Origin of the sequence: Collinsella sp. AM28-11LB (assembly GCF_003469895.1) — a bacterium.
GTDB lineage: Bacteria > Actinomycetota > Coriobacteriia > Coriobacteriales > Coriobacteriaceae > Collinsella.
Genome location: NZ_QSKJ01000008.1, coordinates 64,991 through 84,582, shown reverse-complemented (window position 1 = coordinate 84,582; position 19,592 = coordinate 64,991). Strand labels below are relative to the sequence as shown.

The window sequence follows — 19,592 nt, the reverse complement described above, 5'->3', positions numbered from 1 at the left end:
CCAACCCAAGCATCACCACGTCGATCTCTTCCTGCTCAAAAACAGAAAGCCCCGCCAACCGCAATCCCCAAGGGAACTGCGATTAACGGGGCTCAAACGCGCTCCCCAAGGGGAATCACGCTAGTTCACGAGCAGCTCGCTACTCTTCCCAGTAAGCATCTGCAAGCAGCTTAAAGCAAATCTTCTTGACCGGCTGTGCGCCATCGCCCGGGAACTCAAGCGTGGGCATGTGAGGCTCGCCGGCAACGAACAGCGCAAACTTGTCGTCGGCAAGATCGCCGGCGATCGAAGCGTCGGAATCGACCAGATCGTAGTCGTCCTTCTCGTCAAACTCCTGAACCAGCGTCAGGCTGCCCGTGGCGACCTTAAAGGCCTCGCGACCCTCGACGTCGATCTGCAGGTCGTGATAGCGCTGATGCGTCTCATAGTGAGCCTCGGCCTCGGGACGCGTCGTGGGAGCCATGACGTTCGCAAAGACCTTATCGCCCAGAATCGGATGGCTGCCGACCTCGAGCTGCGCCGGGTCGTTCTCCTCGAGCCAGTCAATCAACACGTCGAGGCCCTTGAGCATTCCGCGGTACTCCTCGATATCGCCCAATGCACCGTAAATCATCTAAATCCCCTCTCGGATCGTTTTTTGGCAGCTACTCGGTAAATGCGTTACCGACGCCGTTGCCACACACATACGTCTCGACCAGGGTAAGGTCGGGATTGAACACGACGGGGTCGGCGTCGCGTCACGGCATAATGCTACTGCACTTGCCGTCGACATGAGCTAGCAAGCGATGCCGGGGCCGCAGCACAAGCTCCTACAGCTCGGTCACGACAACGCCGTTGTAGACCTCGTCCCAACGATCCATGACCAAGTGGCCAGTCATAGGATCCATGGCATTGAGCTTGCCGCAGGTATTGGCGGTACGCAGCACCGTCTCATCATCCGCGCCGGCTGCGATGGCGTGCGCGAAGCCGGCAATGGTAGAATCGCCAGAGCCCGTAGCGTTAACGGCGGGGATATCGGGGGTCTTGGCGCGGAACGCGCGGCCGTTATGGAAGCCCACGGAACCGGCGGCACCCATGGACACGACGACCCAGGGGATATCGGAGAAGCGGGCATCAGAGGCGAGCGCGGCGCGAAGCTCGTCCACATCGTCGGTGGTAAAGCTCGTGCCCAGAAGGCCGTTAATTTCGGTCAGGTTAGGCTTAACCAGCTCAGGCTTGACCTCGGACTTGAGCGCAGCCTCAAGCGAAGCACCCGAGGTATCGAGCAGCACCTTGGCGCCGGCGTTCTCGGCAATGCCCGTGATCTTGGCGTAGTAGTCCGCCTCGACGCCGCGGGGCAGCGAACCCGAGATGGTAACGACATCGGCCTTGCTCGCAAGCTCGGCGAACTTGGCGGTAAAGGCATCGAGCTCCTCGGGGACTATCGTCGGGCCGCTCTCGAGCAACTCGGTCTGGTTGCCAGCATGAAGGATATTGAGGCAGATACGAGTCTCGCCCTTAATGGGCACAAAATCATTCTTAATACCGTTGGCATCCATGAGTTCCGCCATATAGGCGCCCATGTGGCCGCCGAGCAGACCGGTTGCCACAACGTCGTCGCCCAGCTGACCCAGCACACGGGCCACGTTGAGGCCCTTGCCGCCGGCGGTCTTTTCGGGCGTCACACGGTTGACGTCGTCGATAACGAGCTCATCGAGCTGATAGCGCGTATCGACAGACGGGTTCATCGTAACGGTGAGGATCATTTTTAGCTCCTTATCTCGCAGGCTCCTTGTGCCTCGCGATACGAGTCGACAAAACGGAATTACAGAATCTCGATCGTGAACGAGCGCACGATGGTTTCTTTGGGCTTGGCGATCAGGCAGCCGCGCTTATGCTCAAGCACGTCATCCTCATCGGAACAGGTCGAAAGGCCACCCCAGGGCTCAACTGCCACAAAATCACCCTCGGGCTTACTCCACACAATAAGATACGGGAAGCCCTCAAAGCTCAGGCGAACACCCTTGTCCTCGCCCTTCTTGGAAAGCGTGACCTGACGGCTCTCGAGCACGTCAAAGATGGTCTCCGCAAAATCGAAGAGCTCATGCGACAGAGGCAGCGTCTTTCCCACCATGGGATTCTTGGAACGCCTGTCCACATCGATCAATCCAGTCGAGGGAACGGCAGTGCAGAGTTCCGCAGCCTCGTCCTTCTCAAAGCGCAGCTCGTAGTCCGTATAGGCCTCACCCTCGTCGAGTGGGCACCTAAAGCCAGGATGTCCACCGATAAAGAACGGCATGTCCTCGGTGCCCTCATTGGTGACCTCATAGGAGACACGCACGGCAGCGTCCTCAAGCGTATAGCGGGCGACGAGCTTGAACGGATACGGATAATCTTTCAGCAATGCAGCGTTATCCTCGGATGCCAGACACACAGCCAGCTCGTTCGTGCTTTGGCTCAGCAGTTTCCACTCCTGCTTGCGCGCAAACCCGTGACGGGCGAGCTTCACATGATGCCCGGCGAACGTCATGGCGCTGCCGTCGCGCAGACCTCCGCAAATCGGGAAGCAAATCGGCGCCTGGCCGGACCACACGGCAGGATCGCCCTGCCACAAATACTCGCGACCGTCGGCCTCAATCGAGGTAAACGAGCCGCCGGCTGTGGAAACCTTGATAGAGATCGAATCGTTGGAGAGAGCGTATTCCATTGCCCATCCTTTCGAACAACTGCTTTTTGCTCGCAAGTACCCGTCTCGGCCCTAACCAAAGGACAAACCCGCATGTTCATCGATGCGTCCGGTATCCTAGCCATGCAACGGGGTACCATACAGACATTGACGTCATTACAGCTGAAAGGCCTTCTTATGCGAACCATCATCCTCTACGCCTCGCGTCACCACGGCAATACGAAAAAGCTCGTGGACGCCATCGTTGAGGCGCACCCCGAGATCGATACCCTCGATGTAAAAACGCTCGGAAAAAACGAGTATCCCGACCTGCACGAATATCATCTAATCGGTGTCGCTACGGGCATTTATTACTCCGAGATCGACAAAGATATGGCACGCGTGCTCACCAACGTGCTGCAGCCGCAGGACAAGGTGTTTGGCCTTATGACCTACGGTGGCAAAAACAAGTGGTACGGCAAGGATATCGATGGCATCTGCCGCATGAGACAGGCCATATTTATGGGCGTCTACGGCTGTCCCGGTTTTGACACGTGGGGACCGTTCAAGATTACCGGCGGCGTCCAAAAGGGACACCCAACCGCCGAGGAAATTAAGGGCGCCGTCGATTTCTTCGACAAAATCGAAGACGAGTACGGCGATATCATCGTCGAAGAGTATGCCAAGCGCGAGAAGCGTCTAGCCTACGAAAAGGAGCATCCTGCGGGAGGTCTTGTGGCCGGCGTCAAGCGCACAGCAAAGAAGATCGCTAACAAGCTGTAACTGTGAAGGTGCTTTTGAGCGTTTAACCCATACGGCGGGTCCGAGCAGATTCGGGCCCGCCGTCTTTTTCTATCGTTACTCGGTAAAGGCGTTGCCGACGCTCTGGCCGCCAACATACGTCTCGACGAGGGTGAGCTCGTGGTCGAATACGACAAAGTCAGCATCGCGACCCGGCATAATGCTGCCGCACTTATCCTCGATGTGCGCGGAGCGAGCCGGCACCTCGGTTGCCATGCGAATGGCGATATCGGCGCTGGCAATGCCCCAGTCGACAATGTTCTTGACGCCCTGGGCAAGCGTGAGCACCGAGCCGGCAATGCTCTTGCCGTCGGCGAGCCAGCACAGGTTGTCCTTCATGATAACGTCCATACCGCCACTGGTGTAGCTGCCCTCGGGCATCCCGCCGCAGCCCAAGCAGTCGGTGATGAGCACCGTATGCTGCCAGCCCTTAGCCTGCAGCAGTGCCTTGATAGCGGCGGGGTTCACATGCTTGCCGTCGCAGATAATCTCGGCGTAGGTCTCGGGGGTGGTCATAGCAGCGCCCACAACACCGGGCTCGCGGTGATGCAGACCGCGCTGGCCGTTATAGGTGTGCGTAAAGCAGCTAGCACCGGCATTGATGGCGGCGACGCACTCGTCATACGTGGCATCAGAGTGACCGATGCTGGTCACGACACCCTTAGCGTTCAGGGCGGCAGCATAGGCAGCAGCACCATCGCGCTCGGCGGCCATGGCGCTCTTAACGATACGTCCGCCGGCAGCCTCCTGCCACTGGTCGAAGACCTCCTCGGAGGGGTCGATCAGGTAAGCGGGGTTCTGTGCGCCCACGTGCTTCATGGTAAAGAAGGGGCCCTCCAGGTAGATGCCCTGAATGCGAGCACCGCAGAAGTCGGGGCCGCGGCCCTCGTCAGCCTGGGCAATAGCGGCACAGGCGTCCTTGATCTGCTCGACGCCATCGGTGAACGTCGTGGGCAGCCAGCTGGTGGTACCGCGACGGGCGAGCTCGGTCGAGCTGATATCGATACCCTCGGGATCGTTGTCAGTAGTTGAGTGGTTGTAGAAGCCATGGATGTGGGTATCGACCATACCCGGTGCGATCCACGATCCCGTGTAGTCCTTAATCTCGCAAGAGGGCTTGTCGGCCTGCCAGGCGCCAAAGACGCCATCCTCGACCATAAGATAGCCGCCCAGCTGCGGACCTGCCGGCAAGAAGAACTTGTCAGCCTTAATTGCGTACGTGCTCATATGCACTCCTTGCTTCTAAAGCAGTTGACTGTGGTGATGCTTATACCCGGTCCTAGTAAAAACAGAAAGCGCCCGCCCGCCGTTATGAGCGGACGGGCGCCCTTACAGGGGGGACGCGATTAAGCGGTGAAGGGGTGAATCGTCACGCCCTTAACCACGCGGTTGACCGTGCCAGTGGGGCTCGGCGTATCGGGCGTGTTGCCCACGCGCACGGAGTTGAGCAGGCTGATGGCCTGGGCAAACATCACGAACGGCAGGGCAAGGTAGCCCTCGGGGAGTGCCTCATAGCCCTTAAAGGTGAAGGACTCGCCCTCGTAGACGGTAGCGCCATCCTGCTGAACGGCAACGGTGTGCTGAGCGATCTCGTCGCCACCGATCTCGTTGAGGATGTCGATATCGTACTGACGGGTGTAGGCATCGTTGTTGACGAACACGAACACGAGGGTCTTGTCGTCGACGAAGGACTTGGGTCCGTGACGATAACCCATGGAGGTGTCGTAGGAAGTAGCGACCAGACCGTGAGCGAGCTCGAGGATCTTGAGCTGGCTCTCCTGGGCAAGGCCACCGAAGGAGCCGGAACCCAAGTAGGTCACGCGGTTGAAGTCGCCAGCCAGGTAATCGGCGACCTCGGGCTCACGATCGATGACCTCCTCGCCCATCTTGGCGATGGTCTCGACCCACTCGGCCTTCTGCTCGTCGGAAGCCTCGTCAAAGATGAGGGTAGAGAGCAGGGTCATGCAGGTGTAAGAACCGGTCATGGCGAAGCCCTTGTCGTTGGCGCGCGGGATGAGCAGCGTCAGCGCATTGGGATCATCAGCGGACTCGACGGCGAGCTTGCCCTCGGGAGCGCAGGTGATGTTGAGGAACTTGACGTTGTGGACGAGCTCCTTGGCAACGGCAACGGCGGCAAGGCTCTCGGGGCTGTTGCCAGAACGGGCAAAGGAAACCACGAGCGTGGGATCCTCGGCGCGCAGGAAGTCGCGCGGGGCGCTCACGATGTCGGTCGTGGCGATGGGCTTAAAGTCGTAGAGATCAGTGTTGCCAGCGTGACGCAGGTACGGGGCGCAGGTATCGCCAACATAGTCGGACGTACCGGCACCGGTAAAGACAACGGACAGACGGCCCTCGCCCATAGCGCGAGCCTCGGCCAGAAAGGCCTCGATGGCCTCCTTGTTCTCGCGATAGATGTTGAGCGTATCACGCCAGAGCTCGGGCTGCTGAGCAATCTCGGCCGTGGTGATCTGGGCGCCGAGCTCGGTGAGCTCCTCGACACTCTTCTCGAACATTTCTAATACCTCTCTCTAGAAGTAATCCTCTGACGTGCAATTATACACTTCAGTTGGTTATCTGGTAGTAACCAGTTAAATGCAAAGAATCATCACATGGAAACGATGTGAACACTAGTCGCCACGCTGGTGGTAAACCTTGTATTTAAACTGATCGGCACGAGCAACCGAGAGCGTATACTCCACAACCTCGTTTGACTCGTTATACGTAGTCCTGACCAAATCGAGCACAGGCGAACCCTCGACAATTCCCAAAAGATGGGCATCGGTGGGACGGGCTATGCTCGCATAAAACTCCTCTTCGGCCACGCGTATCTTTTGCTGAAAGTCCTGCTCAATCACATCGTAAAGCGGCTTACGCTCCAGCAGCGGTCGCTTTAGGGACAGAAATTGACGAACCGGTAGATAGCTACGTTCGACCATCATGGGCATGTTGTCGGCAGAACGAAGGCGCTTGAGCTTAAAAATGCGATCACCGATACGTAATCCCATATGCTCGGCCAGATTCTTATCGGCCTCCATCTCGCAAAACTCGAGAATCGTGGTCTCGGGGTCGCGACCCATCGCGCGCATCTGCTCGGTAAAACTGTAGGACTGCATAAGATTGGTTGCCTTTGCCGAACGGTCGGTCACAAAGGTACCGCGACCGTGCTGCCGAACCACCAGTCCCAAACGCTCCAGTTCCTGCAGAGCCAGGCGTACCGTAGTGCGCGAGAGGCCATAGCGTTCCGAAAGTTCGCGCTCGGAAGGAATCATGTCACCGGCGCGATATTCATGGTCAATCTTTTCGGTCAGAATATCGACCAGCTGATCGTACAGCGGTTGCTTACGCGCTCCGATCGCCATCCTATCCTCCCATTTTCTCAAACTCGGCTACTACCTTGGGTGTTTAGCATTATCTGTCTGCCACACCCGAATCATCAAGAAAACAAAAGCCGCGCGCTCTTTCGAGCACGCGGCTTTTAACATACACATGGCTTAAGGGGTCGGGGTGTGAGCCGCGTAGGGACACACCCCTCAAGCTAGAGCCTTACCAGATGCTCGGCCAGAGACCAAGCGGGCCAGCGCCCAGGATGCCCAGGACGAAGAGCAGCAGAATGCCCTTGGTCGGGGTCCAGCTGTGCTTAGCGAACATGTAGTAAAGCAGCAGCGTAAGCATAAGCGGGACGAGCTTCGGGACGATGGTGTTGAGGGTGTCGGCAACGGAGAAGTTGACCGGATCCTCGGTGACGGTGCCGTAGGTAACGGACTCCATGCCGTTGCCCAGATCGGTGACGCCGCACTCGACAGCGTTGCCGTCGGCATCGGAAGCGGTAAGGGCGTTGCCGTCCTTATCGGTCATGGCGATGGTACCGGCCTCAGCGGTCTCGGTATCGATGCCCTCCATACCGGTGAAGTTCTCGGCCTCCTTCTCGGAGACGATCACGGTAGTAGCGGAGAGGCCACGGGTGGTGCCGTTGGGGATCTGGAGGTTGATCTGGGTGCCACCCATGGTGACGACCAGGCAACCGACGACGAAGACGCCCATGATGGAAGCGGCACGCGTGAAGGCCTGCATGTTGGCAGTCAGAGCGTCAATAGCGCTGGTGCCAAGCTTGTAGGACCAGTTCATGAGCCAGAAGCGCAGAGCGAACTGGACGACGTTGAAGATCACCAGGAAGATGATCGGCGCAGCGGCGTTGCCGTTGATGGCCATGTTGGAGGTGATGCCGGCCGTGATAGGCACGAGCGTCAGCCAGAACAGGGCGTCACCGATACCACCGAGCGGGCCCATTGCGGCGACGCGGACGGCGCGGATCGTGGGGATGTCAACCTTGTTCTGCTCGAGCGAAAGCACGATACCCATAACAAAGGTGACGAGGAACGGGTGGGTGTTGAAGAACTCCAGGTTGTGGCTCATGGAAGCCGCGAGGTCGTTCTTGTTGGTGTGGATCTTCTCCAGACCGGGGATGATGGAGTAAAGCCAGCCAGCGGCCTGCATGCGCTCGTAGTTGAACGATGCCTGCAGGAAGCAGGAGCGCCAAGCCATCTTGTTGAGGGTCTTCTGGTCGAGCTGCGGAGCAGGAGTGAGATCCTCGTAGTGCTCCGGGATCACATACTCATTAGATGCCATCTTCGAAGTCACCTCCGTCAGAAACAGCTGCACCCTTCAGCTCGGTCTGCTGCTGGAAGTCCCAGAAAGCGATGCCGAAGCCGATGAGAGCGAGGATGAGCAGGGCAGGGGTTGCCAGAGAATCGTTGGCAACGGTGATGAGCGCGAGGCCAAAGCCCATGAGGAAGAAGCCCCACATATCGCGGTTCATCATAACCTTGAGCAGGACGGCGAAGCCGACGAAGCGCATCATGCCGCCTGCAGCGGAGAGACCGGTCTGCAGCCAAGTCGGGATGGCGGAAGCGATGGTCTGACCGATGGTAGCGCCAGCGATGAAGAACAGGGTGACGACGACAGCGAAGATCAGGCCGAGCAGAGCCATGGCGAAGTAGTTCAGACGCTCGATGCCCTTGGTGTCAGCGTTATGAGCCATGTTGTCCGCGGAGGACATGAGCGGCGACATAAGCGTGAAGACCAGGGTAACGCCGAGCTGACCAAGCAGAGCGAACGGAATGGCAAGGCCGACTGCCGCGTTGGGCTCGAGGCCCGTAGCGATAGCGAGAATGGCTGCCATGATGCCGCCGATGACGGCGTTAGGCGGCTGAGCGCCTCCGATCGGCATGTTGCCGATCGTCATGAGCTGATAGGTACCACCCACGAGAAGACCGGTGTTGAGGTCGCCAAGGATAAGACCGATGACGGCGCCGGTGACGATGGGCTGATAGAGAGACTCGAGGAAGTTGAACTGGTCGATTGCCGCGACGAACGTGACGATGAAGACCAGAGCGACCTGGATGATCGAGTATTCCATCTTGCTCCTCCTTTCAAAATGTATGTACGCACTTTGGATATCACGTACAGAACGTCAGGGTTTCAATCCTGACAACGTGGATCACGAGGATTACGAGAAGAGCTTGCTCGTGTCCTCAACAGGCGTGCTCGGAACGCGCCTGATCTCCAACTCCACCCCCAATTCCTGCAGCTCTTTAAACGCAGCGACATCCTCGTCGTTAACTGCGACGGAGGTGGCGACTTGGCGCTTTCCTTCCGACATGTGCATGTTGCCGATGTTTACCTTCTTTATAGGCACACCGCCCTTGACGAGCGTAAGCACGTCTTCCGGTGTTTCGGCCACGATGAAGATCTTCTGGCGCGGGCTCGCCTTGCCAATGACGTCGATGGTCTTCTGCAGGGAGAAGAAACGCGTAGCGACGCCGGCGGGAGCGGCCATCTTCATGAGGTTCTGGCGCATGGTGTTGGTCGACACATCGTCGTTGGCGACGAGGATGAGGTTGGAGCCCAGGGTGGAGTTCCACTGGGTAGCGACCTGACCATGGACCAGTCGGTTATCGATGCGGGTAAGAAGAATGTTGGGTTCTGCCATGTTGATCAGCTTCCTTTCGTTATTTGCTGACGACAGTTACTTGATCTCCTGAATCGCGTAACGCGAAACATCTACGACGGCACCGGATCGGACTTTGATCTGGACCTTTTCGCCTTCGATGCCCTTGACGGTTCCGTAGATACCGCCGGCGAAAAGAACCTCCTGACCCGGCTTGAGCTCGGTGTGCAGCTCCTTGAAGTACTTCTGCTTCTTCTTCATGTTGATTTGCGACCAGATGGTGTAAATCAAGCCCATGATGACAAGCAGGCCTAAAAGAGCAACCGAGGAGCTCAGGACGTTGGCTCCGAAATCGGCCATTAGATGCCGTCCTCGTCGCCGAAGATATCCTCTTCGTCGGAGCCGGCAACGGATGCGACCGTCTGGGCGGTGATGCCCGTCTGGCCAACGGTCACGGCCTGCTCGCCAAGCTCGGCGAGCGTGGCATTGCCGCGGAGGAACAGAAGCTCAATAACCATGGGAAGGTTGGTGCCAGTCAGAACCTCAACGTTGTCGACATCCTGGGCAATCATCATCGACTGGTTGAACGGGGTGCCGCCAAGCAGGTCGGTAAAGACGAGCACGCCATCGCACTCCTCGCGCATGGCGGTAATAGCGGCGCGGAGATCCTCACCGTAGGAAGCAGCCTGGTCGCCCTCAAAAGGAACGACGGTAAAAGCAGGCTGGTCGCCGGCAACCATAGCGATAGCGCTTGCAAGGCCGGGTGCGAACTGTCCATGACCGGTAAGAATAAAGCCAACCATTCAAATTTCCCTTCCGAAGGTGTGTACGATCTGTGTCCGATGATTTTCGGAAGCCAGCGGGCGCTCGCCCTTAAAGCTTCTTAGAAAGCGTTCTTTGAAGACCAGTGGTTTCTAAACTGGTAGTAACCACGTGACGTGTTGTTGTCACTATATCACCCCAGAATAGGTCGCTTTCGTTGATTCATACGGTAAAACGTTTTTGCACCGCTCACGGTGATATTTCGACCGTTTACCGGTCGTTAACACTTCTACCTGCGGTTTTGAAACCGTTTCGAAATGTTTTGGCAAAAGATCGGATCTTTTCCTGTGTCTAAACAACGTAGGGCGGCTAAATATAGCGTGTAGGAAAAATGCAGCTCATTGTGAAGATTTGTGAATTGGTCTTTTTGACTTAATACCAGTTAGAACCAGTTTAGAAATTATCGGTGAACGGTAGTTTTTGACCGTTCACCGGTTATTTGCAATCGTTTGCAGCCGTTTTCCCATATGAATTAGGGAGACCCGATGAAGCATTTGCGCGATTGCAGGAAATATCGATCTTTGTCCACCCCACCCGCGTTCCAAACTCCCATTCCCTGAATATGCTATAGCTCTCACTATTCGTCTCACAAACATTACTTACTCTAATCTGTAATTGTTTATCGTTTATCATTAATTATAATATAAGATACAAGTATCATCCAAGACATTGGTTGGAGGAGCTATGATCCGCTGGAACGTATCCAAATCGAATGAAGCCATCAACCGTGAACAGGCAATAGCCAAACTGAGGAAGCTCACTCGCTACTGCAAATGGGGCACAATCTGCACCATCGTGGCGCTCGCTCTGGCACTCCTCGCAGTCATTGCAATCGAACTTCTATTCATATTGCCTAGCCTCTCCCAAGGGTTCTGTCTCCAATCCGTAGAGCTTACGGCTGGCGAAGGGCCAATTCTCGCTCTCGTCGGCGCCAACGAACAGACCCCTCTTATGCTTGTCGCGCACGACGGTCATACTGCCATAGGGAGCGGCATGATGGCATGCCTCGCGCTTGCCATCGCGCTAAGCGCATACAGGTTTTTCTCCGCCATTGAAAAGGCGGGCAGGCCCTTTGACCTCGAATGCATCCGCATACTACGTCAAATAGGACATTTGTTCCTTATCGGCGGCGCCGCCGTGAAACTTTTTGGTGCCATAGTCACAGGGCTGATACTCTCAGGATTTGGCGGTAGCTTTACGGATGCGCTTGGCGGCCAGCATCTCGACCTCTCCATGCTCTTTGCGGGCCTGATTTTTAGCCTGATTGCCAGCATCTTCCGCTACGGGTATATCCTGCAAAAACAAGATGACGAGTTGCTCTAGGGGGAATCCATGATTATTCTGCGGCTCGACCGCATGCTTGCCGAACGCAAGATCTCATCCAAAGAGCTTGCGGAACGCGTGGGCATCTCCCAGGTCAATATGTCGCGCATCAAGACGGGCAAGGTTTCTGCCGTGCGCTTTTCAACTCTTGACGCGATATGCCGGGCACTCGACTGCCAACCGGGCGATGTGCTGGAATATATGCCTGACGATGAAGCCGATAATCTTTTTGGACTTAAAGATTCATAGGCATAATTTAGCCACCAGCGCCTAAACGCAAATAGCCCGCTAGAACAACATCCGTTCTAGCGGGCTATTCAGATATTTCAGCTACGCGCTCGGCGGCTCAGGCAAACCTTACGCAAACAGGCCGTAGATGCTGATGTTGGCCTTGGCGTACAGGCCGTTAGCATACTCGGTCCACTTGGAGCTGGCGCTCGAAGCCTGCGAGGAGTACTGCTGGTAGGCGGTGTAATAGGCGGTCATGGCCTGTTTATAGGTAGCGCTATCGGCAGTAAAGGCATCGTCGGCGAATGCCTTAGCGTAGGTGCCATCGGCGTCCTTCCAAGTGCCCTTTGAGCTATCCCACTCGTCGCCGGCAAGGTTGATGATGTAGTCGGCGTAGTCCTTGCTCGCGGTCTCCTCGTTGCCGTCAGCAGGCTCGGTCGGGGCGGTCGGCATGCTTGCGGAGCTGTCGCCGACCTTCTTCTTGTAGAGCTTCTGCAGCGTCGCGGACTGGCGGACGATCTGCTTGGCCTGGTCCTTGGAGACGCCATACTGCTTGGCCATGGTGTCGTAGTCAGAAGTGCCGATAGAATCCTCGGCGTACTTCTTCATCTCCTTAGAAGAGACGGTAATACCCTCGTCCTCGGCAGCATCGAGCAGAATCTTGTTGCGCACGTAGGACAGGATGACGTCGGCAGAAGGAGCCGTGTAGTTGCCGTCGCCGTCCTTGACGGTGTCGAGGCTGTACTGGCTCTCGATGGCCTCGCGCGCGGTGATGTCACTCTTCTTGCCGTTGTAGCTATAACTTGCCACGGTCGAATCGAGCTGGTCCTCGGTCAGGGTCGCCGAACCGACACCCTTGCCGCCAAAGCCGCCATTGCCAATAAAGAAGCCGACCACGGCAGCGATCACGACTGTAACCACGAAGGCGGCGATCATCGTCTTCTTGTGCTTGGATGCATGATCGTCCGCGTCGGAATCGTCCTCGTCCTGTTCCTCGGGCATGAGGTTCTCGTCAGCGGCATCTGCGGCGATCTGAGCCTCCAGACGGGCGTCCTCCTCCTCGGCCGTCGTACCGGCGGCAATGTGCTCGGCAGACGTACCGGCGACCAGATCGATCTTCTCATCCTCGTCACCATTGGGGCCTTCGCCGCGCTCGATGATCTGGATGCCGTCGATCTCGTCCTTCTCATCCTTCTTTTGAATCAAACCCATATCGGTTACTCCTTGTTAGGAAACATAGTCCCCAATAGAATACGCCCGACGGAGCGCCGGGCGTATTGATTCTTAGGTTATACGCAAACACTTAAGTACTATTTAGGCGTTTGCAGCCTGCATGCCTTAGACCAGGTGCGCGATAACGGCATCGGCGAAGGCCTGCGTACCCACGGCACCCGCAACGGAGCCAGTCTGGGCACGACGCACGTCACCGGTAACTTGCTCGCCCTCGTCGAGCGTGGCAGATACGGCGGCACGAATGCGATTGGCCGCATCGTTCTCGCCCAGATGATCGAGCATCATGGCAGCAGAGAGAATTTCTGCCGTGGGGTTAGCGATATCCTGGCCGGCGATATCGGGCGCGGAGCCGTGCGTTGCCTCAAAGATGGCGCAGTCGGCACCGATGTTGGAGCCGGGGGCCATACCCAGGCCGCCCACCAGGCCGGCGCACAGGTCGCTCACGATGTCGCCGTACAGGTTGGGCAGCACCAGGACATCAAAGTCGTTGGGGTTCTGGACCAGGCCCATGCAGGTGGCGTCGACGATCTTGTCGTTGAACTCGATGTCAGGATAGTTGGCGGCCACCTCGCGCGCAACGCGCAGGAACAGGCCGTCGGTCGCCTTCATGATGTTGGCCTTGTGCACGGCCGTCACCTTTTTGCGGCCGCAGCGGCGGGCGTACTCAAAGGCGTATTCCACAATGCGGCGGCTCTTGGCGATGGAGATGGGCTTGATCGAGATGGCGGAATCAGCGGCGAAGGTCTTCTGACCCGAGCGCTCGACGAGCTGCGAGAGCTCCTCGACCTCGGCAGCGCCCTCATCGAACTCGATACCGGCGTAAAGGTCCTCGGTGTTCTCGCGCACGATGACCAGATCGACGTCGCGGAAGCGCGAGCCGTCGCCCGGCTGCGACAGGCAGGGGCGCACGCAGGCGTACAGGTCGAAGTGCTTGCGCAGGGCGACGTTAACGCTGCGGAAGCCCGTGCCGACCGGTGTGGTGATGGGGCCCTTGATGGCAACTTTGGTCTCGGCGACCGCATCGAGGACGTGCTGGGGCAGCGGCGTACCGAACTCGTCCATGACGCCGGCGCCGGCCTCCTGGACGTTCCAGTTGATCTGGACACCGGTGGCCTCGACCACGCGGCGCATGGCCTGCGTAATCTCGGGACCGATACCGTCACCGGGAATCAGGACTACATCGTGCGCCATAATCTGTTACTCCTCGTCTTCGGCGTCGTCAGATTTCTTAACGCTAGCACGCTTCTTCTTTTTGGAGAGTTCCAGGCCAAAACGTTTAACAAGCATTTCGCAAATCTCGCTCGAACGGGCCTTGAGATAACTGCCCTTGCCGTTCTCGGCATCGAACTTAAGGCGCAGTGCGAGCTTGTCGGCGACCTCGGCGTCGATCTCGCCCTGGCTAAACTCGTACAGGCAACCGAGCATGTCGCGATACTCGAGGTCGCCGTGGTAGCACTGGATGGCCTCGTCCAGGATGGGCCAAGCCTCGCGCGAACGCTCGACGCTCGTGGCGCCCCATAGGCACAGCAGGCGGAAGGCGGCATAGCGCAGCGTGGAGGAAATCTCGTCGAACAGCGCGGTCTCGGCACCCTCAAAGGCATCGCCCAGCTGCTCGGGGCAGGTGGTGGCGAGCGCCGCCAGGGCATCGAGAGCCTCCCAGCGGGTCTGAGCCTCGGGGCGGTCGAGCGCCTCGATCAACGCGGGCACGCAGGGCACGACGCGCTGCGGATCGCGCTCGGCAAGCAGGTGCAGCACGCGGGCGGCAAACTGGCGCATGCGGCGCGTGGGGCAGCCGAGCTCCTGGACCAGTCGGTCGACGGCGTTCTCGTTCTCCTCTGCCAGCTGAAGCTGTGCCAGCTCCTCGTCGGTGAGCTGTTCGTCTTTGTTTTCTGCCATAGTTACCTCTTCTTACTATTTCTTAGCGTGCTTGCCAGCACCCTTGCTGTCATCGGTGACCGAGATGAGCTGTCGGTCTGCCGCGCCATTGCGACGCGCACGGCGGCGCTCCTCGGCGTCACCCGCGTCGGCGGCGGCGCGATGGGCCTTGTTGACGTTAAAGACCTCGTCGTGCTTGCGCCACGGACCGACGGACTCGCCAAAGCTCATCTTAAGACCGGCGATAAAACCGCCGAGCCAGCCGATCGGCGCAAACTGCACCAGCGGGAACAGCGAGAACACCCAGGTCAGCAGGACGACTGCCGCCGCTCCTGCAAAGTTGGCAATCCAGTAGTCGCGCTTGGTGATGACGCGCTTTTCGCAGGCCCACTGGCCGCACAAAAAGCCAATGTAGATCGCAAAGAGAAAGAGCACCAGCGCGAGCACCACGAACGTCCAGCTCATGGGCGCTACTCCTCGTGATGGTGGCCGCAGCAGCACTCGTGGCCGTCATCGTGACCGTGACCGCCGCAGCACTCGTGGTCTTCGCCGTGGTGGTGGCCACAACCGCACTCATGCTCGTCGCCGTGCTCGCCGCAACCGCAGCCCTCCTCGTGAGCACCATGCTCCTCGGGACGATACTGCGACCAGTCCAGTCCGGCGGCGATGGCGTCGGCCTCCTCCTTGTAGAGTACCGTGATGGCCTGGGTGCCCAGCTTGGCGCCGCCGATGGCGTCGAGCATGTCGTAGAGCGTAAAGGCCACGTCGGCGCCGGGCAGCGCAAGCTCGCGATCGTCGGCATAGGCGAGCGCCAAACGCAGGTCCTTAATGAAGTGCTCGACCATAAAGCCGGGCTTGTAGTCGCCGTCGAGCGCCTTGGGCGCCAGGCTCTCCATGGCGCCGGACTTGCCGGTGCCGCCCAGGATCATCTGACGGGTCTTCTCAAGATCAAGGCCGCTCAGCTCGGCAAACGCCAGCGCATCGGCCATGCCGACCATGCAGGCGCCCAGCGACACCTGGTTGGCGAGCTTGGCAGCCTGGCCCTTGCCGGCGCCATCGAAGCAGCAGATATTTGCCGCAAAGGTGGAAAGGATGTCGCGGACCGGGGCGATGTCGTTCTCGGTGGCGCCCACGATGGCCGTGAGCGTGCCGGCGATAGCACCGGACTCGCCGCCGGTGACGGGGCAGTCAAACGCCATGCGGCCGGAAACCTGGGCGGCCTCGGCAATATCGCGCGCGAGCTCGGGCGAGCTCGTGGTGAGGTCGATCAGGACCGCGCCGGGCTTGGTGCACGCGAGCAGGCCGTCGCCCGCCAGGTAGAGCTCCTCGACCTCGGAGGGATAACCCACCATGGTAAAGACGACGTCGGCGTTCGCCACGGCATCGGCCGGCGTATCGGCCCAGACAGCGCCGCGCTCGATAAGCGCCGCGGCCTTGGACTTGGTACGGTTGTTGACCGTGACGGGATAGCCGGCGTCCAGAATGTGGCCGGCGATGGGGGCACCCATAATTCCGGTGCCAATAAATGCGACAGAGAGCTTGTTTGCCATGAAACCTTTCCTTTTGGGTTGGGTGTTATTACCAGGTTGAATACTCGGTGCCAGCGTTTGGGCTGTGAGTTGAGGGCGATTACGGCCGCAGCGCCTGTCTACTGGCCGCGCACACGGCGGGCGATGCGGTCGGAAAGCGACGCCTTGTCGGCGCGGTTCTTGCCCCAAAACGCGCAGGCCACCATGCCAGGACCCACGTGCGAGCCGATGGTGGGGCCCACGGAGCTGCGGATAATCGTGACGTCGGCGCAGCCCTCCTCCTTGCGGATGGCGGCCTCGAGCCAGTCACCGTCCTTCTCGGCATCGGCCGTCATAATGGCGATGGGCATGGTGCGGTCGGGCACGTAGTTCTCGCGAAACGACTTGAGGATGGACTTGAGCGCCTTCTTGCGACCGCGGTTGACGCCGATCAGCGACAGCGAGCCGGCCAGGTCGTAAGACAGCTCGGGTTTGACATCGAGCTTTGCCGTGAGCTGTGCCGCTGCGGGCGGAATGCGGCCGCCGGCAGCCAGCGCATCGAAGCTCTCGAGCGTAAAGTAGCCGTGGACATAGGTCTTGGCCTCGTTTGCCCAGTCGACCAGCTGCTTGGCGGTAAGTCCCGCCGAGCGTTGACGGACGGCCTCGAGCGCCAAGAGCTCGCCGGTCGCGCAGGGCAGAGCGTTGTCGACCACGTAGAGCTCAAAATCGGGATACTCGGCGCGCACGGCATCTGCCGCCTGGCACGCGGAGTTGTAGCTCGACGACAGCGCCGAGGTAAAGCACAGGTAGACCGTGGGCGTACCCTCTTTGGCGCACTCGGTAAAGAACTCGATATAGCGACCGAGTGACACGGCGGAGGTAGACACGCGAGCGCCGGCGCGCATGCGGTCGTAGAACTCCTTGGGGCTCATGCTCGACCAGATATCGTCCGTGCGCTCCTCGCCATCGATGATAAAGGGGAAGCCCAAGATATCGACATCGAGGTTCGCAGCGACCTCGGGGCTAAAGTCGCAGCAGGTATCGACGACGATGCGGCAGCGGTCAGAATGGCCGGTAGATGCAGCCTTGTCCATCAAAGCGACTCCTTACGTAAAAAAGGCGGCCATCCGCATGGGATGACCGCCGGCCGTTAACTCATGCAAGTTAACGTATTTTACTCGTCAAGTGTTTCGATGCGGGGCTTGATGATGCCATATCCACCATTCTTACGGTGATACACCACATTGATGAGGCCAGTCGTCGCGTTCTCGAACACGTAGAAGTCGTGGCCCAGCAGATCGGTCTGTACCAGCGCCTGCTCCTCAGTCATCGGGGTGACATCGATGACCTTCTCGCGGACGAGCAGATCGTCCTCCTCCTCGGGCAGCAGCAGGTCGGCCAAATCCTCGACGCGCTCGACCGGTGCGACATCCGCTGCGCTGGCACCGCCCTGGCGGTTGTCCACGACCTTGGTCTTAAACTTGCGCAGCTGGCGGGTGACCTTATCGGCGGAGAGGTCGATGGCGGCGTACATATCTGCGCCATGCTCGGCAACGCGAATCACCGAACCGCGGGCACGAACCGTAACCTCGACGATTGCCGGGTTGGGGTTCGAGGGGTTCTTCTCATAGCGAAGCACAACGTCGACCGTCATGGGCTCGATATCGAAAACCTTGAGCGCCTCGCCGATCTTCTCATCCACATGCGCACGCAGAGCATCGGTTACCGTCGTCTTGCGTCCAGAAACCTTGATATCCATACGTGGCTCCAATCTGCCTCGGGGACTTACTGTACTGGCTATGTACCCACTGCCGTGCATTTAATCACCCGAATTCCCAAAGACCCGAATAACGATTGCTTGATACCGCATACCGAAGTCTCGCACTTTTCCGTGGCAAAGTGCGCTATAGGAAAGCGTCGGCTGAGTTGGTTTTTCTCCTGGAAATTGCCCTTGACCTGCTGGTTTTACGGAAACAAAAAAGCCGGGCTCCCCTATTGGGGAAGCCCGGCGGTGCGTGTTGAAACCGTGAAGAGGTGTCCTTTCCAACGTATAGGAGACGCCACCCCTAGCAATAACTAGCTATTGAGTTTGTTAATGTCGTCGTCGGTGATGGCGCCTTCCTGACTGGACGATTTGTCCTCGGAGGATGCGGTCTCATTGTTGGAATCGGAGGACTCGCTTCCGGAGGACATGGTCTCACTGGACTCAGAATCGCCCAGCTGCACGTTAGCGCCCGAAACCGTCTTAGTGGTGAGGTCGTAGGGCATCGTGCCGTACCAGACGCAGTGGACCGCCTCGAGCGTGCCGTCGGCCGTAATACCGTCGAGGGCATCGCTCACGGCACGGCACAGTTCGTCATTGGACGAGAGGCCCGCAACACTAAGCGTCGAGGGCGCCTCGAGCGAACCGACATAGGAGACCTCGCTCATCAGGCGTGCAAGGTAGCCGCCGGCCGTAGAGTCGCAGATCACATAGTCGACCTCGCCGGACTCGAGCGCCTCAAAGCACTCGTTGATGTTGGAATAGGTCTTTTGGTTGGCGGTGATGCTCTGCTTAGCAAGCGCCTCCTGCGAGGCCGAGGACATCTGAACGCCCAGGGTGGACGTGTTAAGGGTATCGGTGGAAACGCTGAGCGACCCACCATCGCTAGTTTTACCGAACACAGAAGCGGCATCGTACAGGCAGGCGCCGAGCGAGCTAATGTCCCCGTCCGTGGAGTTGATCTCGCCGATAAAGATATCGGCCTTTTTGTCGCCGAGTGCGGAACCTGCCGAGGACGCATCGACAAAGGCGACCTTAAGGCCCATGCGGCTTGCGAGGGCGCGGGCAGCGTCGACTGCATACCCCGTAAGCTCGCCGTCGGCGCCCTGCATTGCCTGTGGCGCATCGGAAGTATCGAGGGCGACCGTCAGGGTTCCGGGAGTGACCAGGGCATCATCCGACACCGCCGGCGTGACGGTCTCGTACTCGATCTGGTCGATCGTGGGAGTCGTGAACGTAGACAGCGGGTTGAACGCGCATCCGCTCAGGCCCAAAACGGCGATGACCGCTGCAGTCCCAGCACCTAACCGAGCCGCGTGCATCAAGCTGCCCCTCACCATGTCCACTACCCTGCCTTCTGTGTCGTATACGATCCGTGCGTTGCGCGGAATATCAGGTTGTTCCCACCAGCTGACCTGGTATTTGACCCCACACTTGCGCACCGGGGTG

The 19,592-nt window shown here is 58.7% G+C and carries 22 protein-coding genes; 3 read left to right on the top strand and 19 right to left on the bottom strand.

Annotation, left to right across the window (positions count from 1 at the left end; genetic code table 11):
- Window positions 1-139: 139 nt before the first annotated feature.
- The 3 genes from DW732_RS07090 to DW732_RS07080 form a co-directional block, all read right to left on the bottom strand.
- On the bottom strand, window positions 140-613 hold the full coding sequence (locus tag DW732_RS07090; RefSeq protein ID WP_117654927.1) for a YhcH/YjgK/YiaL family protein: 474 nt from the start codon (window positions 611-613) through the stop codon (window positions 140-142).
- 196 nt (window positions 614-809) lie between these two features.
- The gene (locus tag DW732_RS07085) at window positions 810-1,745 is read right to left on the bottom strand and encodes a hexose kinase (RefSeq protein WP_117743268.1); all 936 of its coding nucleotides are present in this window, start codon (window positions 1,743-1,745) and stop codon (window positions 810-812) included.
- 59 nt (window positions 1,746-1,804) lie between these two features.
- Window positions 1,805-2,686 (bottom strand): aldose 1-epimerase family protein, encoded by an 882-nt coding sequence (locus DW732_RS07080; protein ID WP_117743269.1) that lies wholly within the window; start codon window positions 2,684-2,686, stop codon window positions 1,805-1,807.
- A 156-nt stretch (window positions 2,687-2,842) separates the two neighbouring features.
- Here DW732_RS07080 and DW732_RS07075 point away from each other — a divergent pair, with 156 nt between their 5' ends.
- Window positions 2,843-3,427: a flavodoxin domain-containing protein gene (locus DW732_RS07075; RefSeq protein WP_233505087.1), complete on the top strand. Its 585-nt coding sequence runs from the start codon at window positions 2,843-2,845 to the stop codon at window positions 3,425-3,427.
- 75 nt (window positions 3,428-3,502) lie between these two features.
- Here DW732_RS07075 and nagA read toward each other — a convergent pair whose 3' ends face one another.
- The 8 genes from nagA to DW732_RS07035 all read right to left on the bottom strand — a co-directional run bounded on the left by nagA (window position 3,503) and on the right by DW732_RS07035 (window position 10,195).
- A complete protein-coding gene (nagA, locus tag DW732_RS07070; protein ID WP_117735494.1) occupies window positions 3,503-4,672 on the bottom strand; it encodes an N-acetylglucosamine-6-phosphate deacetylase in 1,170 nt (389 codons plus the stop codon).
- Between the two features lie 119 nt (window positions 4,673-4,791).
- Window positions 4,792-5,958: an SIS domain-containing protein gene (locus DW732_RS07065; protein WP_117743270.1), complete on the bottom strand. Its 1,167-nt coding sequence runs from the start codon at window positions 5,956-5,958 to the stop codon at window positions 4,792-4,794.
- Window positions 5,959-6,072: 114 nt separating this feature from the next.
- The gene (locus DW732_RS07060) at window positions 6,073-6,804 is read right to left on the bottom strand and encodes a GntR family transcriptional regulator (RefSeq protein WP_117735495.1); all 732 of its coding nucleotides are present in this window, start codon (window positions 6,802-6,804) and stop codon (window positions 6,073-6,075) included.
- A 184-nt stretch (window positions 6,805-6,988) separates the two neighbouring features.
- Entirely contained in the window at window positions 6,989-8,071 is a 1,083-nt protein-coding gene (locus DW732_RS07055) for a PTS system mannose/fructose/sorbose family transporter subunit IID (protein ID WP_055251210.1), read from the bottom strand.
- On the bottom strand, window positions 8,061-8,861 hold the full coding sequence (locus DW732_RS07050; RefSeq protein ID WP_089572403.1) for a PTS sugar transporter subunit IIC: 801 nt from the start codon (window positions 8,859-8,861) through the stop codon (window positions 8,061-8,063). Before DW732_RS07050 ends, DW732_RS07055 begins: the two co-directional genes overlap by 11 nt.
- Before the next feature lie 90 nt (window positions 8,862-8,951).
- On the bottom strand, window positions 8,952-9,434 hold the full coding sequence (gene agaV / locus DW732_RS07045) for a PTS N-acetylgalactosamine transporter subunit IIB (protein ID WP_089572404.1): 483 nt from the start codon (window positions 9,432-9,434) through the stop codon (window positions 8,952-8,954).
- Window positions 9,435-9,470: 36 nt separating this feature from the next.
- Window positions 9,471-9,752, bottom strand: a complete 282-nt coding sequence (gene yajC, locus DW732_RS07040; RefSeq protein WP_022094612.1) for a preprotein translocase subunit YajC — start codon at window positions 9,750-9,752, stop codon at window positions 9,471-9,473.
- A complete protein-coding gene (locus DW732_RS07035) occupies window positions 9,752-10,195 on the bottom strand; it encodes a PTS fructose transporter subunit IIA (RefSeq protein ID WP_117743271.1) in 444 nt (147 codons plus the stop codon). Before DW732_RS07035 ends, yajC begins: the two co-directional genes overlap by 1 nt.
- A gap of 703 nt (window positions 10,196-10,898) precedes the next feature.
- Between DW732_RS07035 and DW732_RS07030 the strand changes: the two genes are divergently transcribed.
- Both DW732_RS07030 and DW732_RS07025 read left to right on the top strand, forming a co-directional pair.
- Window positions 10,899-11,537: a DUF2975 domain-containing protein gene (locus tag DW732_RS07030; protein WP_118099150.1), complete on the top strand. Its 639-nt coding sequence runs from the start codon at window positions 10,899-10,901 to the stop codon at window positions 11,535-11,537.
- A gap of 9 nt (window positions 11,538-11,546) precedes the next feature.
- Complete coding sequence (locus DW732_RS07025) at window positions 11,547-11,786, top strand: helix-turn-helix transcriptional regulator (RefSeq protein WP_118099149.1); 240 nt, start codon at window positions 11,547-11,549, stop codon at window positions 11,784-11,786.
- A gap of 108 nt (window positions 11,787-11,894) precedes the next feature.
- On the opposite strand, the gene DW732_RS07020 is transcribed toward DW732_RS07025, so the two are convergent.
- The 8 genes from DW732_RS07020 to DW732_RS06985 all read right to left on the bottom strand — a co-directional run bounded on the left by DW732_RS07020 (window position 11,895) and on the right by DW732_RS06985 (window position 19,483).
- Entirely contained in the window at window positions 11,895-12,977 is a 1,083-nt protein-coding gene (locus DW732_RS07020) for a hypothetical protein (protein ID WP_117798428.1), read from the bottom strand.
- 126 nt (window positions 12,978-13,103) lie between these two features.
- Window positions 13,104-14,189, bottom strand: coding sequence for an isocitrate/isopropylmalate dehydrogenase family protein (locus DW732_RS07015; RefSeq protein ID WP_118099148.1), 1,086 nt, complete (start codon window positions 14,187-14,189; stop codon window positions 13,104-13,106).
- Window positions 14,190-14,195: 6 nt separating this feature from the next.
- Window positions 14,196-14,894, bottom strand: a complete 699-nt coding sequence (locus DW732_RS07010; protein WP_117798427.1) for a hypothetical protein — start codon at window positions 14,892-14,894, stop codon at window positions 14,196-14,198.
- Between the two features lie 15 nt (window positions 14,895-14,909).
- Window positions 14,910-15,338, bottom strand: a complete 429-nt coding sequence (locus DW732_RS07005; RefSeq protein WP_055310425.1) for a hypothetical protein — start codon at window positions 15,336-15,338, stop codon at window positions 14,910-14,912.
- A gap of 5 nt (window positions 15,339-15,343) precedes the next feature.
- Window positions 15,344-16,423, bottom strand: coding sequence for an NAD(P)-dependent oxidoreductase (locus DW732_RS07000; RefSeq protein ID WP_117763427.1), 1,080 nt, complete (start codon window positions 16,421-16,423; stop codon window positions 15,344-15,346).
- A 98-nt stretch (window positions 16,424-16,521) separates the two neighbouring features.
- On the bottom strand, window positions 16,522-17,475 hold the full coding sequence (locus tag DW732_RS06995) for a DegV family protein (protein ID WP_117763426.1): 954 nt from the start codon (window positions 17,473-17,475) through the stop codon (window positions 16,522-16,524).
- Between the two features lie 80 nt (window positions 17,476-17,555).
- The gene (hpf, locus tag DW732_RS06990; protein ID WP_035137685.1) at window positions 17,556-18,140 is read right to left on the bottom strand and encodes a ribosome hibernation-promoting factor, HPF/YfiA family; all 585 of its coding nucleotides are present in this window, start codon (window positions 18,138-18,140) and stop codon (window positions 17,556-17,558) included.
- 317 nt (window positions 18,141-18,457) lie between these two features.
- Window positions 18,458-19,483, bottom strand: a complete 1,026-nt coding sequence (locus DW732_RS06985; protein ID WP_233505196.1) for an ABC transporter substrate-binding protein — start codon at window positions 19,481-19,483, stop codon at window positions 18,458-18,460.
- Window positions 19,484-19,592: the final 109 nt, after the last annotated feature.